Consider the following 16,435-nt stretch of genomic DNA (forward strand, 5'->3'; position numbering starts at 1 on the left):
CCGCTACGATCGCTGCGCGCACACCTTCATGTCCGCTATCTGCATCGCCGCAACCGTCATCTTCTGGCTCGATCAATGAGTCCTGAGCCTAGGTGCGATAATCTCTGGCCTCAAAAACATACCTGTCCATCGGCATGAACTACACAATTTCCCTGACACCGCACAAATTGTGCCCAGCTCCGGGCAAAATGGCGAAATTGATGCCCTCGCGCCCTCTTCCTACCAAGCATCGGGAGGAAGGCACCTGCCAGCACACGGACAGCGAGAGGCGTCAATGAAATCAGGCAGCTCATGATTGACCTCCAAGCGCTTCCCTTGGTCAGACGCGCCAGAAATCGTCGGACGCCGAAAAGAGGATGGGTCTCGAAACCGACGAAGCAACAGGTCACACACCCTCGTCCGGTCACGATTGCCCCATGTCCAGCAGGATTCTCCCGGCGCTCTCGCCTTTCGCGACCGCAGCCATCGCGAGGGAGAAATCATCGAGGGGATAGGTTCGGCTGATAGCAGGACGCAGCAAGCCCTCGCTTGCCAGTTCCAGTATGCGCCCCATGTTCGCGTTCGCCATCTCCGGCTCGAACTGGTAGAGTTCACGAATATTGACGCCGATCAGGCTCGCGCCTTTCATTAACGGCAAGTTGGTCCGCAGACTGGCGATGCCACCGGGAAAACCGATCACGAGGTGCCTGCCCTTCCAGGCCAGACTGCGAAAAGCGGCCTCGGTTGCCGCGCCCCCGACGGGATCGAACACGACATCGACCGGCTTGCCGCCGTTCGCGGCTTTCACCTCATTCCGCCAATCGGCGGCGCGGGCATCAACGGTCACGTCCGCCCCGCCCTGCTCGGCGAGCGCGCGCTTTTCGAGAGTTGACGCCGACGCGATCACATAGGCTCCCCGGCATTTCGCAACCTGAACAGCGGCATAGCCTGTCGCACCAGCCGCACCCAGCACGAGCACGGTCTCCCCTGGCTGCACCCCTGCGCGATCGACCAGGGCGTGCCAGGCAGTGGAAAAGCTGCCCGGAAAAACGGCGGCTTCGATGAGATTGAGACCTGAGGGGATCACGATGACGTCGCCCCGCGGCAAGACACATTCCTCGGCAAACTGGCCATGCCAGCCGCCGCAAACCACCCGGTTGCCGGCCGCGACATCCGTCACCCCCGGCGCCGTCTCGATCACGATGCCAGCAGCTTCGCTACCAGGGATGAAGGGCACCGGCGGCTTGACTTGATACTCACCCGCGGCCGTGAGGACATCGGCGTAGCTGACGCCAGTGGCGTGTATCGCAACGCGGACCTCCCCGGCGACAAGCGGCCGCCGCGGTATGACACGCAAGCTATAACGATCAGCGGGGCCGAGTTCGTCGGCCATAACGGCACGGTACATGGGTAGCCTCGTTACTTGGTTGGCAGGATGTTCGTGGCCCGGAAACGTAGTCAGCGAAGGCCTCCATCAACGCGAATGAGCGTGCCGGTGGTGAAACTTGACGCCGGACTCGCAAGCATCAGGGCAGCCGTGACGATCTCTTCGGGCCGTCCCGGTCGGCCGAGAGAGCTGGGCGCGGACTCTCGCATCTCCGAGGTCCAGGCCTTAGCGATGTCGGTGAGGAATGGGCCAGGGCTGATCGTGTTCACGCGGACCTTGGGCGCATATTCTGCCGCCAGAGACACCGACATCGCGTTGAGTGCCGCCTTCGCCGCACCATAAGGCACGATCCCCGGCGTCGGCATGAGGGAACCCGAAGAACTGATGTTGATTATACAGCCGCCATCTCCCTCGTTCATAAGCTGCGCGGACTTGCTAGCTAACCGGAAAGGGCCTTTGAAGTTGAGGTTCGTCACCGCGTCGAACAGCGTCTCGCTCACTTCATGGCTGGGGCAGGCCGGACTCATGCCTGCATTGTTGATCAAGATATCCACTCGCCCAAACGTCGAATGTACTGCCTCGAGCAGGGCATCGCACTCCGTCCAGCGTCCAGCGTGCATCGCAAAGGCCATCGCGCGGTTGCCGAACGTCCGGCACTCGTTTGCCACCAGTTCACAGGCGTCAAGCTTGCGGCTGGCGATAACGACGTCAGCACCGCGCTCGGCAAACGCCAGCGCCATCTGACGCCCGAGTCCGCGCGAGCCGCCAGTGACAATGACAATTCGCCCTTCGAAGTCGAAAAGTGGGTCGGTGCTCAACGAGTGACTATCCTATTCGATTTGACAATAGGTTTGTGGATCGGCGTCGCCACCCGAGGTTGGTCGTTTCGATCAGATGGACTAGCCGACGTGACCTGCGATCTCCGTGCAGCGTTCAGCGAACCAAGACGGTCTTCAGATGAAGGAATTCATCGATGCCCGCCTTGCCGCCTTCCTTGCCATAACCGCTCAGGCCGAGACCGCCGAAGGGCGCGTTATACGTCAGCGGCGCGCCGCCGTTGACACCCACGGTCCCCGACCGCAGTTGACCGATAAGGCGCCTGACGCGGCCGGCATCACCGCTTTGGATGTAAGACGAAAGACCATAGCCGGTCCCGTTCGCCAGCGCGACAGCCTCTTCTTCCGACTTGAAACGCATGACGGAGATGACCGGACCAAATATTTCCTTCTGGGCGACAGAACTGTTGGGATCGACGTCGGCCAGGACCGTGGGAGCCAGGAACCAGCCGCCTGCCAGCTCGCCGTCCAGGCGCTTGCCACCCGTGACAACGCGGCCTGCACCCGTGCTGGTGGCCTCATCGACAATTCCCAGAATGCGCTCGCTCGCGGCGCGGCTGATGACCGGCCCCACAATCGACTCGTCAGCCAGTGGATCCCCGACGCTCAAGGACGAGACGGATGCTTCCAGCCGCGCGACGAAGTCGGAGTACACGCCGTCCTCCACCAGAACACGGGTGGGTAACGCACAGCCCTGCCCGGCGTTGGCGAGGCCGGTTAAGGTGGTGAAGGCGCAGGCCGCTTCAAGATCGGCATCGCCAAATACGAGATTGGCTGACTTGCCGCCCAATTCCAGCACGGCCGGCGTCAGGTTGCGCGCCGCAGCCTCGAGGATCCGGTGCGCGGTGGCATGGCCACCGGTGAAGGTGATCTTCGCGATCCCGGGGTGCCCGGTGAGAGCGGTTCCCGCCTCCCCTCCGCCGTGCACGAGATTTATCACGCCGTCAGGAACGCCGGCTTGCTGCGCCAATTCCATAAACAACTGCGAGGAAAAGGGTGCGATCTCAGCGGGCTTTAGAACAACGGTATTGCCGGCCGCAAGTGCGGGGATCACCTTCATGCCCAGTGAAATGATCGGCCCGTTCCACGTCACGATTACCGCGATAGCTCCCAGCGGTTCGGGAATCGTGTAGACGAAGCCAGACTCCTCGTCGTGCGTAACTACCTGGCCTTCCAGCCTGTCCGCCCATCCGGCATAGTAATTTGTGAACTTCTGCGCCATCACCGCAAGAAAGCGCGTGAACGTAATGACGCCACCGAATTCCAGGGCCGAGAGACGAGCAAAACGCTCTGCGTTTTCACCGATTAACTCCGCCAGTCGTTGCAGTATTTGTCTGCGCACCTCGGGAGAGGTTCCGCGCCACGCCGGAAAGGCGGCATTCGCGGCCGCTACCGCGGCATCAACTTCCCGCGCTCCGGCCAGTGGGACGCGCATCTGAACTTGTGCGGTCGTTGGATTGATGTGCTCGAAAGACCCAGCCGAACCGCCAGCGTGGGCAGCCCCGGCAATAATGTGGGCAAGCTCGGGAATTTCGACGGCAGCATCTCGATGACGGTTCAGTATAGACATTAGTGTAAACTCCAAAATGATAGCGCGACTCCCGTAAATATTTCACCAAGTCAGGCGCAGCTTCTCGAGAGAAAATATGTTGCCGGCCCAGGTCGGCATTCCATCGTTAACATCTCCGGCCAACCGAATCGCAGGCACAGCGTCAAACCAGCTTTCCATCGCAATTCTAAGTTCACGGCGCGCCAGTGGAGCACCAAGGCAATGATGCAGGCCATAGCCGAAACTCAGATGACGTTTGTTGTCCCGGTGAATATCGACCGCAGCGGGATTGTCGAAAGCGTCGGGGTCACGATTGGCAAGTTCTGTACCCAGGGTGATCATGTCGCCCTTTTGGATACGTACGCCGTCGATCTCAAAATCTTCCAGCGCCGTCCTCGTGCTACTGACGATAGAATAAACCCTGAGCAATTCTTCAATCACTGCCGGGATCAACGACCGGTCGGCGCGCATACGGCCCTGCAAGTCTTCGTTCATGGCGAGATAGCGGAAGTGCCAGCCGAGCGATGCCGACACGGTGTCCATTCCTCCCACGAACACGTTGAATGACAGTGCAAACTTTTCCTCATCGTTGATCGGCCTGCCAGCGATCTGCGCGGTAGCGATGTGCGAGATGATATCTTCTCGTGGAGTCACCTCGGCGATCCTGATCTGCTCCTCCAGATAGTGCTTGATCTCGCCAAGTGCCCGCCCTTTTTCGGCCGGGTCCGGATGGTATGTGATCGTTGTGGCAAGGCCATTCAAAAGATCGATGTCTCCGACCGGAAGCCCCATCAGGCGAAGAAAAACGCCGACCGGGAAACGACGCGCGTAATCACTCATGAACTCGCATTCGCCGCGTGGCAGCAAGGTCTGCACCAGCTCATCGGATAATGCCCGAATCGATGGCTGCAGTATATCGAGCGGACCATTCAGGAAAAACGGGCTCAACACGCCCCGGTACCCCGAATGCTCCGGCGGATCAGCTTCCGACGGAACCATCCGCATGGCTTCGCCCAGCAGTGCGCCCACACCCGTCTGATTTTGGACGGACAGTTGCCTCGTGAGGGAATAAAGTTTCTTGATCTGACGAAATCTGGTAAAAATCCAGGTGCCTGCGCCGGTGGCGTGGCTGTTAGGAGCATAGAAAACTTCATCGCCGTCGCGCAGTTGCTCGATGAGACTATAAGGCTCGATATTCGCGGGCAACGCTCCCCACAGCGGGAAGTTTTTGGTGACCTTTTCGCGCGTTATGGTAGCCATTGCAGCTCTCCTGCGAAGTTAACGAGAAATTACAAATCTTTTGGCTGGAACAATGCCTATGACGAACGCCAGACCATCCAGAATCCTAGCCTTATGGGTCATAGCATGGACGATATCCCACCGCCTTCGACACGCAGAGCAGCACCGGTCGTCGCTGACGCTTGAGGCGAGGCCACATAAAGGACCATGTTGGCCACTTCCTCAGGTCTTGCCGGGCGCTCCAGCAACTGGGTAGGCCGATGATGTGCTGCCGCCTGCCGCTGCATCTCCAGCAAGCTTATGCCCTGCTTACGTGCGCTGGCGTCGAGTTCCTTCTCGACGATTTCTGTCATTGTCATGCCAACCACGATTGAGTTGGACGTGACCGCTGTCCCCCGCGCCTGCTCTGCCAGACCGCGCGCAACCGCGATCAACGCACTCTTGCTCATCCCGTAGTGCATGCGGTCGCGTGGAGTTGTTACGCCCGACTCGCTTGCGATAGAGATCACGCGACCCCAGTTTTTCGCAAGCATACCCGGCATATAGTGCCGCGCGAGGCGGACGGCACTCATGACGTTTACCTCGAACATACGGAACCACTGGTCGTCCGTGATGTCGAAAAAGTCGAGCCGTTCGTACATACCCAGATTGTTGACGAGGATGTCGGCATCACCGGCAAGCCCGATGAAACGGTCAATACCCGCCTTCGAGCCGACATCCGCCGACACGCCCTGCACGTCAGAGCCGGGAAAGAGCCGCCTCAGTTCCGCCACGGCGGCGTCGGTGACCTCTTCCCGCCTTCCGTTGATGACGACCTGAGCACCAGCATTCAACATGCCCTTGGCGATCGCGAGGCCGATGCCACTGGTCGATGCCGTTACGATGGCGCGATGGCCAGTCAGATCTATCTTCATTCCTCTCTTCCAATCATTTGAAGTATATCGCTGATATTGCCTACATCTGCCCGCGCCAACGCGCAGATAACCGTTCAACTTGTGACGCTTTCCTAAATAGTCGCCGCAAAGCCCCGCGCGCGCCTGATCATGTCAGGCACCATTGTTTCCATCATGCCGTGGGCTGGAAGCGTGGAGCGACCATTTACATATTGGAAGTACCAACCCTCCATGATTGTCGCGAGTTTGAACAGCGCAAGTGCGATGTAATAGTTGATACCGGAGACATCGAGACCGGTGGCATTCGCGTAGCGCTCTGACACTGCAGCTCGGCTGGGCATATCGGTCCAGTCCATGTAGCTGGCGTGAGTCGGGGGCTCCCCTTTCTCCTGCCAGCCTGCAAGCATCCAGCCGAGATCAAGCAGCGGATCGCCGATTGTCGCGGTCTCCCAGTCGATGACAGCGGCGAGCCTTGGCGGTGCATCCGGCGCGAACATCACGTTGATGAACTGAAAGTCGCCGTGGATCAGAGCCGTGCGCTGCGTCTGGGGACGTGCGTCGCGCAATGCGCAGCACAGTTCCTCGAGGCCGTCGAGGCTGCGGCTCTGCGCGCGTTCCAGTTGCATCAACCAGCGATCGACCTGCCGTTCCAGAAAGCCGACTGGTTTGCCAAAGCCATCCAGCCCCAACCTCTGATAATCCTCGCTTGCTATCGTCGCCAATGCATCGGTCATATTCCATGCCAGCGCCTGCGCACTGTCGGCGCCCCGAAAGCCGGGTGCCAGTGGCGCCTTCGGCGAAAATCCATCGATCCATTCCGACAGGATGAAGGGAGCGCCCAGGACAGCACCGTCCTCGTCCTTTGCAATCAGACGCGCATGGGGAATTGCACTCGCTCCCAGCGCCTCGAGCAGGGTCATCTCGCGGCGCATTGTATTGGCGGTAGGGTCGTTGCGGTGTGCGGTGGCACACCGCAGTGCGAACAACCGATCGCCACGACGGACGCGATACGTGAGATTGCTGGCGCCTCCCGCGACGGCCGCTACTTCTATGTCGGATGCCGTGCCGCCCAGCACGCCGTCCAGCCAACGCGCAAGCACAGACGGATCAAAGCTCGGTTTGTCTGACAACATATCCTCCCTCAATGTGAACACATATGCTCAAATTTCTACCAAACATCAAATAGAATTCCGACCCAATCGGTCAGCGCCAACCCTTGCCCCGGCAGGCATCCGATCCGCCCGTCGATCCAATCTCCCATCCGTATTCGCGTTGATGCAACCGCTTGGCAAAGGCCGAACCCCGGGAAAACGCGCGGTGTGTGTCTTTGGAGGAACGGTAACGGGGGCTCCCCGAAGAGTTTTTGGCGACACTTCGCGTTCGCCAAGGCCACCGCGAAGTACGAAGCGATCAATCACATCTGTAGTGGAGATTTTCTGCAGAAGCGCTCCACAGGGCAGAAGACAAGGATGCCTCGCGAGGTCGACGGTCGTCAAACAACGGAGTTCGAGACAATGAATACGGTGCGGTATGATGTGAGGGACGATGTAGCGGTGCTCACGGTTGAATATCCACCGGTAAACGCACTCAGCGCTGCGGTTCGCACCGGTCTGGGAGAGGCGCTCGAGCGCGCGGAGCGCGACCCGGCCGTTGCCGCAGTCGTCATCATGGGCGGCGGATCGACGTTCATAGCCGGGGCCGACATCACCGAAATGGGGACCGAGAAATCAAAGGTCCTGCCCGGCCTCGCCGATCTCCAAAATGTGCTCGAAACCTATCCGAAACCTACTGTTGCGGCCATCCATGGCACCGCGCTTGGTGGAGGCTTTGAACTCGCGCTCACGTGCCATGCGCGAGTCGCCGTACCGTCCGCGAAGGTGGGATTGCCGGAAGTCAATCTTGGTTTGCTGCCCGGCGCGGGCGGCACTCAGCGCCTCCCCCGGTTGGTAGGGCCGCAATTGGCGATTGAGCTCATCACGACGGGCAAACATGTTCCTGCGGGCAGCGCACGCGAATTGGGCATCGTCGATGCGGTGGTGGACGACTTGCTAGCCGGCGCGATTGCTTATGCACGGCAGATGGGGTCGCAGGGCACGACACTAACCCCGGTCATCGAGCGCAACGACCGGATTGAAGGTATCAGTCCCGAACTGTTCGCCGACGCGCGCAAGACCGTCGCCAAAAAGGCGCGCGGCAAGATCGCTCCTCTCGTTATCATCGACTGCATCGAAGCGGCCTGCACGCTTTCAGCCGCTGAGGGATTGGCGTTTGAAATTGCGAAGTTCCGGGAGCTATATGCAAGCGAGCAGCGTGCCGCGCTGATGCATTATTTCTTCGCGGAACGGGAAGCGCGGCGTGTTCCCGGCCTGGAGGCCAAGCCCAAGTCGATCCGGTCCGCCGCAGTGATCGGCGCAGGCACAATGGGCGGTGGTATCGCCATGGTGTTTGCTAATGCCGGCATATCGGTCCACCTGACCGACATCAGCGAAGACGCGGTGGCCAAGGGCATCGACACGATCCGTAAGAACTACGAACTTTCGGTCAGCCGGGGGTCGATGGCTCCGCAAGCGGCCGAGACGGCCCTCGCGCTCATTTCAGGCACGACGGACTATGCCGATTTCGCCGCCGCGGACATCGTCGTTGAAGCCGCGTTCGAACGCATGGATATCAAGCGCGATATCTTCTCCCGGCTGGACGCGGTGATGAAGCCGGGAGCCATCCTCGCTACGAACACATCGTCGCTGGACATTGATGCCATCGCCGCCGTCACCGCCCGCCCCCAGGATGTCGTGGGCGTCCACTTCTTCTCGCCGGCGAACGTGATGAAGCTCCAGGAGAATATCCGCGGTAAGCTCACCTCTCCGGAAGTCATCGCCACGGTGATGGCGCTCGGCAAGACGCTCGGCAAGAACGTCGTTCTCGCCGGCAACTGCGATGGCTTCATCGGCAATCGCATGTTGCAATATTATACAGGTGAGGCAGAGTTCTTGATGGAACAGGGCGCAACACCTGAACAGATCGACCGGGTGGCGGAGGCGTTCGGCATGCCGATGGGGCCGATCTCCATGCGTGACATGAGCGGCCTCGATGTCGGCGTGCTGGTGCGTCAGGCGCGCAAGGCGACGCTGCCTCCGGGAGAGCGCTTTTCCCCGATTCTCGAACGTCTGGTCGAGCGGGGCCGCCATGGGATGAAGACCGGAAAGGGCTTCTACCGCTACGAAGGACGCAACAAGCTCCCCGACCCGGAGACGAACGGCATCATTGAGGAGGTAGCGCGTGAACTGGGAGTCGAGCGGCGCAGCTTCACCGACGAGGAAATCGAGTTTCGCCTGTTCGCACCGCTGGTGAACGAAGGCGCCAAGGAAATCGAGGACGGCACCGCCATCCGCGCGAGCGACATCGATGTGGCGTGGGTCAATGGCTATGGATTCCCGGCGCACAAGGGGGGGCCGATGTACTGGGGCGAGCAAGTAGGCCTTAGCCGGATCCACGAGGCGGCACTGGAGGCGGCGAAGCGCAACGGCCCGCGTTGGGCCCCGGGCAAGCTGCTAGAGAGGCTGGCAACCGAAGGAAAGGGCTGGAAGGGTGCCTGACAGGAACGCGCTCGACGCGCTGTTGCGGCCGACATCGGTCGCAATGGTCGGTGCGTCGGCCAATGTGACCCGCGTCGCCGGGCTTTACGGGCACGATCCCTTACGGGTCAGCGACGTTCCGCAACGTCGGAAACGAGGCCAGGCCGGCCTTGGCCCAGGTCAGGGGAGGCTCTCTCTCCAGCCAGGCAAACTGCATCCCGGGCCTGCCGGAAACATTGCGAGGACCATATGACTGTATCTTTTGAACACGACGGCCCTGTCGCAACGATCACGCTTGATCGTCCAGAGAAGAAGAATGCGCTCAGCCGAGCTATGCGCGTCGAACTGCCGAAACTTTTCGAGCGAGTGCAGGACGACGCCTCGATCAGAGCTGTCATTTTGACGGGCGCCGGCCAGAACTTCTGCGCTGGCGCTGATGTCAGCGAAATGGGAGGCGGTGGCATCGCTGAAACGATGGCCCGCGTCGAGATACTCCACCGCATGGTGCGCAGCGTCATCCGCACCGATATTCCAATCATCGCCGCCGTACGCGGGGTGTGCATCGGGGTGGGTTGGTCAATGGTACTGGGATGCGATTACGTCATTGCCGCTCCTGACGCCCGCTTCCAGTTTGCGTTTCGGCATATCGGCCTGGCACCGGACGGCGGTGCCGTGCATCTGCTGGCACGGAATCTGGGGTCGATCCGGGCAAAATCACTGGTGTATTCCGGTCGTTTTGTGTCGGGGGAGGAAGCGAATGAGCTCGGTCTGGTCAGCGAGGTCTGCCCCGCTGATGAAGTTCTCGCTCGGGCTCGGCAACTCGCCGTTGAACTGGCACAGAGCGCGACACTCTCATTGAAAATGATCAAGCGGCAGTTCGCCGCTGCGGAGACGCAATCGTTCGAAGAAGCCCTGGCGGGCGAGATGGTAATGCAACCGCTCATGACCCTCTCGGACGACTTTCGCGAAGGGACAAGTGCTTTCAAGGAAAAACGAAAAGCGCAGTTTACGGGGCAATAGATGCCTTTCTCCGAAATTTCGGCGACTCTCACCAGAATGTCGGTCAATTGGCTAAAGCCCGATCCGAATGTTGTTGAGCAATACCAGCATGTTGTGATTCACGCCTCTTTGCGGAGGGATGGAGTGAATGGTGACATGGACGGGTATTGCCGGTCTGTTCGACACGTTTGCGTTTCATCCCGAGGTGGTCTCCCTCCCGTGCTTTCAGACGCGCTCCGCCATGCCGACCTGCTTACGGGACTTGAGGGTCAGGATCGGACCCTGGAATTCGTCGGGCCGCTCCAAAACGGCGAGGACATGCGCACCCACTTCGTCCGCCCGGATGCCCCGGGGATCGGCGTCTTCCTCGTCCGCAGGATCAACGATAAACGAGTAGAGCATCAGTTCCACGACCGACACACCCCGCTCCTCCCCTTCAAGGGCGAGGTGCCGGAACAGATTGCGCTGCGCGCCCTGGCATACGGACGCTCCGACAGTGCCGGGGACAATGAAATCGGCCATGCCCCCGCCAATGCTCATATATCGGCCACTTTTAGCCACCAGCGGTATGAAAGCCCTTGCTGCGCTATGGTGGGTGACGACATTGTCCTGGAAACAGGCGGCCAGAGTCTCGCTTGTCATTTCGAACGCGGGTTGCGAGGCGAACGAACGATTGACCGTTGTGATGACCGCGTCGAACGACGGCGACGTCTTGGCCACCTGCGCGGCGGTCCGGCTCGCGGCGCTGTCATCCGCGACGGAGCCCAGGACCGTGGTCGCCTGACCGTCCAGTTCCTCGCGCAGCGCAGCAAGTTTTTGCTCGTCGCGACCGATAGCTGTGACCGCCCAACCTGCACGATGAAGCGCGCGAGCTATACCACGTCCGACCAATCCAGTTGCCCCTATAATCGCCGCACTTAGTCGCTCCGACATCCCAACTCTCCTTACCAACATCGTTCATGAACCGCATATTGGGCCGGCTGTTTGGCCGCGCCCAGCTATTATCCCGCCCGGCGGCGGATCAGCGCCTCCTGCGTGATCGACGCCAACACCTTGCCGTCCACATCGAACATCGTGCCCCGATTGAAACCCAGGCCGCCGCCGGCATAAGGACTCTCGACTTCGTAGAGCACCTGCTCGATAGGGCGCGGCGCAGAATGGAACCAGATCGCGTGATTGAGCGAACTGGCCGCAAGCTCTCCGTCATGTAGGTGCGGCGCATGCATGATGCGACCGGCAAAGTTGACGCAGGCATCGGTAAGATAGGCAAGCGTCGCATAATATCCGATCCTGTCGCCGTGAGCGGCGGGCGGCGGAACTGGGCGTAGCCACACGAGCGTGTACGGACGGGTCCCCACCTTTCCGAGACCTTCTTCGGGGTCCGGAAAATAGCTCTGGATCGTCGCGCGATTGATCACGCGAGGCACGACAAGCGGGTCGAGTTCGTCGGCACGGTCGAGCACGCACTGATGATGCGATTTAAGGGTTTCAATGGGCGGTGCTTCGGGCGCGCTTGCCTCGTGAAACGGCTGGTTTTCTTCCGGTTCATGGAAGCTGATTTCCGCACGATAGACTTCGTTGCCGTCCTGCCATGCCGTGACACGGCGATGGGCGAATGCACGGCCATCCCGCTTCTGCTCCACGCTGTATTCGACCGGATCGGAAGCGCGGGCGCTCCGCAAAAAGAATGCGCTCAGCGCATGCGGGTGGCGGCCCGGCGCGCTCAGCATAGCAGCGTGCACCGACAGGCCCAGATACTGGCCCCCGAAAACCTCGCCGCCGGCGTTCATATCTCCCGCAACCGAGCGCCAACGGTTTTCACCGCTCGGTTCGAGATCAAGCAAGGCACGCAAGTCCAGCACCGACATACTCCACAAAGGCCATTCACTTCCGACCGTGTGACGATAAACGACAGCAAGCAACCCTCTGCCAAGTCCATCTGTCGTCCGGAGGCGCAAATCACGTGGCGGATAGCGACGGGGGGCTAATGGACAGGCGTTACGCTCTGCAATACCGGTTACGTACTACGAGCCTGAACCACACGTAGAAGACTGGGAGATATGACGATGGGCGGCGCTGCGGTGCTTTATGAACAGACCGGCCATATCGTTACGCTCACCCTGAATATGCCGGAGCTGCGCAATCCGGTATCGGACCCTGCGATCATCACTGGCCTGCTCGAAGCGTTCGAACGCATGAACGCGGATAAGAACGTGCGCGCAGCGATCCTGACCGGCGCGGGGACTGCCTTTTCCTCCGGCGGAAACCTGAAGTCCATGGCCGCTCCGGATGGCAATGCCCATGCGGCGCCTGTCGACAATCGCCTCTGGTATGTTGAGGGCATTCAGCGCATCCCCTTCGCCTTCGAACGACTCGAAGTACCAATCATTGCGGCGGTGAACGGGCCTGCCATCGGCGCGGGTTGCGATTTGGCCTGCATGTGCGACATCCGTGTTGCCGCCAGTAGCGCAACATTTGCCGAAAGCTTCGTGAAGATCGGCCTCGTGCCGGGCGACGGAGGCGCCTGGCTGCTCCCCCGCGCGATCGGACAGAGCCGCGCACGCGAGATGGCGTTTACCGGCGACACAATTACCGCCGACACCGCGTTGGCTTGGGGACTGGTTTCCTATGTGGTCGACGATGCCGATCTGCTTACCAAGGCCACATCAATCGCGGACCGTATTGCTGTCAATCCGCCTCTTGCGGTCCGCATGACGAAGAAGCTGATGACGAGCGGTCAGGACATGACACTGGAGCGCGTTCTTGACTTTTCCGCGGCGATGCAGCCCCTCGCCCACGCTACGCGAGATCATCACGAGGCGCTCGGCGCGTTCATGGAAAAGCGCGAGCCTTCATTCGCGGGCAAGTAGGCTGCCCCGCGCACGCGAACCTGGCGGTCAACTAAAGATGCGATCGTGACCGAATGGCATTCTGATCAGCACGCTTGCAAAGATCCGACTCGAATAGGGGGAAAGAACGTCCTATCGCGCTGGACGAATCCGATCTGGATGTCACGGGTCGATGTGCGAAGGGCGGTTACTACACCACGAGGCAGAAATGCAGGTCCTCGTCCCACGTGATTGTGATGCGCGGCATCGATGGCGCCTACGTGCGGTCGTTGACCATAGGCCGCTTGATCATTTTCCGTCAGGCTCCAGTAGCATCTCATCGACGATGTCCAGACCGTAACCACCGACGCCGGTGATGGCATTACGCCCGCTGGTGCGCAGCAGGATCATATCACGCACGCCCAGGTCAGCGAGGATCTGGGCCCCGATACCGAAACTGCGCTCATCGGCGGGATTGCCGTTAGGACCGACCCCGATCCCGATATCGGGCGAGGGCAGGAGAACGAGAATGATGCCCGAGCCGTGCTCGACGATTCGCTGCATGGCACGTGGGATCAGCCCGCGGCGGGGGCCGGGCACATTCAGCATGTCGTAAAAGGCCGACGCGACATGAACGCGGACGAGTGTCGGGGCCGCGGGATCGACTTTGCCTTTTTGCAAGGCGTAGGCACGTGTCCCGTCTATCTTGTTGCGATAGACGAACATTTCCCATTCATCGCCGGTGTCGGAGTTGAATTTTGACCGTGCAATCACCTCCACCATGTGGTCGAACCGCAGGCGATACGCGATCAAGTCCTTAATGGTGCCGATCTTGAGATTGTGCCGCGCCGCAAACTCGACAAGGGCGGGGAGCCGCGCCATCGTGCCATCTTCGGCCACGATCTCGCAGATCACTCCAGCCGGAACCAGGCCAGCCAGACGTGCAACGTCGACAGACGCCTCGGTGTGGCCCGCCCGCACGAGCACTCCGCCATCCCGCGCTACCAAAGGAAAGACGTGGCCGGGCGTGACGATTTGATCTCGTCCCTGGCTGGCGTCGATCGCGACAGCGATGGTGCGCGCACGATCGGCTGCGGAAATCCCCGTTGTGACGCCTTCGCGCGCCTCGATCGACACGGTGAATGCGGTCTCATGCCGCGTGCCGTTTTTCGGCGACATCATGTCGAGTCCGAGCTGTTCGGCCCGCGCCCGGGTGAGGGACAGGCAAACGAGCCCGCGACCATGCGTCGCCATGAAGTTTATCGCGTCCGGCGTCGCCATCTGCGCCGGAATGACGAGATCCCCCTCATTCTCGCGATCTTCGTCATCAACAAGTATGATCATGCGACCGTTGCGGATTTCCTCGATGATTTCCTCGGTTGTCGCAATCCTGGCAGTCAGCTCTGGCGTTCTCATATTATAACCTCTCTCGATGGATGGCTGAAACGTAAAGCCGTTCCAGACGGGATGACGATTTTGGGAGGAACGCCTCAACCTGGTCCGCGAGCCCGATCGCGCTCCGGCTTACGGGAGCAATGGTGTGATCGGACATCATGCTCGACGAGCTCCCCCTCATATCGCGTGCCACAGTTCGACGCGATCGTTAAAGCCTTGGCGTTGAACCAGCAAATCCAGCCGGGCACCTGCCCGATGTAGGCGTCACCCTCCTTGACACAATCTCTTTTCAAATGTTAGTTTGAAAAATCAGGAGAGAGCTTATGCGCATGATGGAGCTATCGCGATCGCTTGGGGAGCATAGCAACGTTGGCTGGACCAGCACGGAAACGGAAGGCGTGGTCAAGTCCGCCGGTCGGGTGATACGAATACTGGAACTATTCGACGTTTTGCGCAGGGAAGCTCCCGCCTATCAGGTCTCCGAACTGCTCGATCTACCGCAATCGAGCACGTCCGTTCTTCTTCGCAGTATGGTCGTGATGGGATACCTTCAGTTCAATCCCAAGACACGGGCATTCAAACCCACGACCAGGGTTGCTCTTCTGAGCAACTGGGTAAACGGCGCCATGATCAGAGACGGCTTATTGATGCGCCTCCTGCAGCGCATTAACGCGCGGACGAACCAAGCCGTGGTCGTCGCCGTCCGGAATCAGATTTGGTCAGAATGTATTCACGTCGTTCAATCGACCAGCACTGTCCGACCGTTCGTTGTGAAGGGTTCTCGCAGACCGCTCATTCGGTCGGGGACGGGGCTCATTCTTCTGGCGGATCTGTCAGACACGGACATCAAGCGGATCGCCATTCGCACGAACGCCGAAGCAGAGGCGGATCAACCCCGCCGGTGCATCCAGTCCCTGATGGACCAAATCACTGAGGTCCGTCGCCAAGGATGGGCCGCAACCTTCGATACCATAACGCAGGGCACCGGCATGATTGCCATGCAGTTACCCCAACTGGACAGTGAAGAGCAGCTCGTCCTCGGCCTGCCGGGACTTACGGAAAATCTGCGGGCCAACCTAGATACGTATCTGAATGTGCTGCGCGAGGAGACCGCTCGGTTTATCGAATGGCGCCAGTCGCACGAAACGATGGACGGCGAAGAGTACCCTGAACGGACGACGCTTCGACTATAGGGGTAATACCTTGCACGTCCGCCGTGCGTTACGTTGCATAGATTATCCTGTGAAGGCAGGTGCTTCGTCGAATCATCGGAGCCTGTGGGTGCCGACATTTACAGCATAACTGGTTGCGCGTTGAACATGTGTTCGCGGACCGGAAATCGTAAGCGGTGTTCTCAGGCCACGGCGGTCCAGGCCATGAGTTCGCCGACGCCGTTTGCAGGATGACCGTTGGCCAGCCTAGCCAGTGTATCGGTCATCCAGATGTGCGGGTTGATGCCGGAGAGCTTGCAGTTTTCGATGAGCGTGGCGATCACCGCCCAGTTGTCGCCGCCTTCGTCGGAACCGGCGAACAGGGCATTCTTGCGGTTCAGCGCGAGGGGCCGGATAGGTAAGCGTGGCCTGAGTACCGCTATGCGGCTTGAGCGACGTCCTGCTGGGTTGGCTGCCAGTTCCACGGCATGAGTTCGTCCCAGCGAGTAGCGGGCCAGTCGCCAGCGATCTTCTCGATGACATCGGCGATGTAGGCCTGCGGTTCGATGCCATTGAGCTTCGCGGTTTCGATGACGGAGTAGATGGC

General features: G+C 60.2%; 14 protein-coding genes and 1 pseudogene. 4 read left to right on the forward strand and 11 right to left on the reverse strand.

What is annotated here, in order from left to right; genetic code table 11:
- Nucleotides 1-403: 403 nt before the first annotated feature.
- From J3E64_RS20265 to J3E64_RS20290, 6 genes are all read right to left on the reverse strand, one after another.
- Nucleotides 404-1,372, reverse strand: a complete 969-nt coding sequence (locus J3E64_RS20265) for an NADPH:quinone oxidoreductase family protein (RefSeq protein WP_253345045.1) — start codon at nucleotides 1,370-1,372, stop codon at nucleotides 404-406.
- A 65-nt stretch (nucleotides 1,373-1,437) separates the two neighbouring features.
- Nucleotides 1,438-2,184, reverse strand: coding sequence for an SDR family NAD(P)-dependent oxidoreductase (locus J3E64_RS20270; RefSeq protein ID WP_253345047.1), 747 nt, complete (start codon nucleotides 2,182-2,184; stop codon nucleotides 1,438-1,440).
- Nucleotides 2,185-2,299: 115 nt separating this feature from the next.
- Entirely contained in the window at nucleotides 2,300-3,772 is a 1,473-nt protein-coding gene (locus J3E64_RS20275; RefSeq protein ID WP_253345049.1) for an aldehyde dehydrogenase, read from the reverse strand.
- Between the two features lie 42 nt (nucleotides 3,773-3,814).
- Entirely contained in the window at nucleotides 3,815-5,011 is a 1,197-nt protein-coding gene (locus tag J3E64_RS20280) for a cytochrome P450 (protein WP_253345051.1), read from the reverse strand.
- Between the two features lie 98 nt (nucleotides 5,012-5,109).
- A complete protein-coding gene (locus J3E64_RS20285; RefSeq protein ID WP_253345052.1) occupies nucleotides 5,110-5,904 on the reverse strand; it encodes an SDR family NAD(P)-dependent oxidoreductase in 795 nt (264 codons plus the stop codon).
- Nucleotides 5,905-5,996: 92 nt separating this feature from the next.
- Nucleotides 5,997-7,016, reverse strand: a complete 1,020-nt coding sequence (locus J3E64_RS20290; protein ID WP_253345053.1) for a phosphotransferase family protein — start codon at nucleotides 7,014-7,016, stop codon at nucleotides 5,997-5,999.
- Between the two features lie 186 nt (nucleotides 7,017-7,202).
- On the opposite strand from J3E64_RS20290, the gene J3E64_RS20295 reads away from it, so the two are divergent.
- Nucleotides 7,203-9,476 (forward strand): 3-hydroxyacyl-CoA dehydrogenase NAD-binding domain-containing protein, encoded by a 2,274-nt coding sequence (locus tag J3E64_RS20295; RefSeq protein ID WP_253345054.1) that lies wholly within the window; start codon nucleotides 7,203-7,205, stop codon nucleotides 9,474-9,476.
- A gap of 228 nt (nucleotides 9,477-9,704) precedes the next feature.
- The gene (locus J3E64_RS20300) at nucleotides 9,705-10,475 is read left to right on the forward strand and encodes an enoyl-CoA hydratase/isomerase family protein (protein ID WP_253345055.1); all 771 of its coding nucleotides are present in this window, start codon (nucleotides 9,705-9,707) and stop codon (nucleotides 10,473-10,475) included.
- 204 nt (nucleotides 10,476-10,679) lie between these two features.
- On the opposite strand, the gene J3E64_RS20305 is transcribed toward J3E64_RS20300, so the two are convergent.
- Nucleotides 10,680-11,387, reverse strand: coding sequence for an SDR family oxidoreductase (locus J3E64_RS20305; RefSeq protein WP_253345056.1), 708 nt, complete (start codon nucleotides 11,385-11,387; stop codon nucleotides 10,680-10,682).
- 68 nt (nucleotides 11,388-11,455) lie between these two features.
- Nucleotides 11,456-12,316, reverse strand: coding sequence for an acyl-CoA thioesterase domain-containing protein (locus J3E64_RS20310; RefSeq protein WP_253345057.1), 861 nt, complete (start codon nucleotides 12,314-12,316; stop codon nucleotides 11,456-11,458).
- 198 nt (nucleotides 12,317-12,514) lie between these two features.
- On the opposite strand from J3E64_RS20310, the gene J3E64_RS20315 reads away from it, so the two are divergent.
- Nucleotides 12,515-13,324: a crotonase/enoyl-CoA hydratase family protein gene (locus J3E64_RS20315; RefSeq protein WP_253345058.1), complete on the forward strand. Its 810-nt coding sequence runs from the start codon at nucleotides 12,515-12,517 to the stop codon at nucleotides 13,322-13,324.
- A 267-nt stretch (nucleotides 13,325-13,591) separates the two neighbouring features.
- On the opposite strand, the gene ribB is transcribed toward J3E64_RS20315, so the two are convergent.
- A complete protein-coding gene (gene ribB, locus J3E64_RS20320; protein WP_253345062.1) occupies nucleotides 13,592-14,698 on the reverse strand; it encodes a 3,4-dihydroxy-2-butanone-4-phosphate synthase in 1,107 nt (368 codons plus the stop codon).
- Nucleotides 14,699-15,000: 302 nt separating this feature from the next.
- Between ribB and J3E64_RS20325 the strand changes: the two genes are divergently transcribed.
- A complete protein-coding gene (locus tag J3E64_RS20325; RefSeq protein ID WP_253345060.1) occupies nucleotides 15,001-15,870 on the forward strand; it encodes an IclR family transcriptional regulator in 870 nt (289 codons plus the stop codon).
- Nucleotides 15,871-16,031: 161 nt separating this feature from the next.
- Here the strand turns inward: J3E64_RS20325 and J3E64_RS20330 are convergent.
- Nucleotides 16,032-16,244, reverse strand: a pseudogene (locus tag J3E64_RS20330) (transposase domain-containing protein); the annotation flags it as partial.
- Between the two features lie 23 nt (nucleotides 16,245-16,267).
- On the reverse strand, nucleotides 16,268-16,435 hold a 168-nt coding region (locus J3E64_RS20335), incomplete at its 5' end, for a transposase domain-containing protein (RefSeq protein ID WP_253345064.1).

The sequence above is a fragment of the Sphingobium sp. OAS761 genome (assembly GCF_024168485.1).
Classification (GTDB): domain Bacteria; phylum Pseudomonadota; class Alphaproteobacteria; order Sphingomonadales; family Sphingomonadaceae; genus Sphingobium.

Excerpts from the sequence above, each read along its gene's own strand:
- J3E64_RS20325 (WP_253345060.1), top strand. The coding sequence starts at position 15,001 with ATGCGCATGATGGAGCTATCGCGATCGCTTGGGGAGCATAGCAACGTT.
- J3E64_RS20275 (WP_253345049.1), bottom strand. The coding sequence starts at position 3,772 with ATGTCTATACTGAACCGTCATCGAGATGCTGCCGTCGAAATTCCCGAG.
- J3E64_RS20300 (WP_253345055.1), top strand. The coding sequence starts at position 9,705 with ATGACTGTATCTTTTGAACACGACGGCCCTGTCGCAACGATCACGCTT.
- J3E64_RS20305 (WP_253345056.1), bottom strand. The coding sequence starts at position 11,387 with ATGTCGGAGCGACTAAGTGCGGCGATTATAGGGGCAACTGGATTGGTC.
- J3E64_RS20285 (WP_253345052.1), bottom strand. The coding sequence starts at position 5,904 with ATGAAGATAGATCTGACTGGCCATCGCGCCATCGTAACGGCATCGACC.
- ribB (WP_253345062.1), bottom strand. The coding sequence starts at position 14,698 with ATGAGAACGCCAGAGCTGACTGCCAGGATTGCGACAACCGAGGAAATC.
- J3E64_RS20280 (WP_253345051.1), bottom strand. The coding sequence starts at position 5,011 with ATGGCTACCATAACGCGCGAAAAGGTCACCAAAAACTTCCCGCTGTGG.
- J3E64_RS20265 (WP_253345045.1), bottom strand. The coding sequence starts at position 1,372 with ATGGCCGACGAACTCGGCCCCGCTGATCGTTATAGCTTGCGTGTCATA.
- J3E64_RS20290 (WP_253345053.1), bottom strand. The coding sequence starts at position 7,016 with ATGTTGTCAGACAAACCGAGCTTTGATCCGTCTGTGCTTGCGCGTTGG.
- J3E64_RS20315 (WP_253345058.1), top strand. The coding sequence starts at position 12,515 with ATGACGATGGGCGGCGCTGCGGTGCTTTATGAACAGACCGGCCATATC.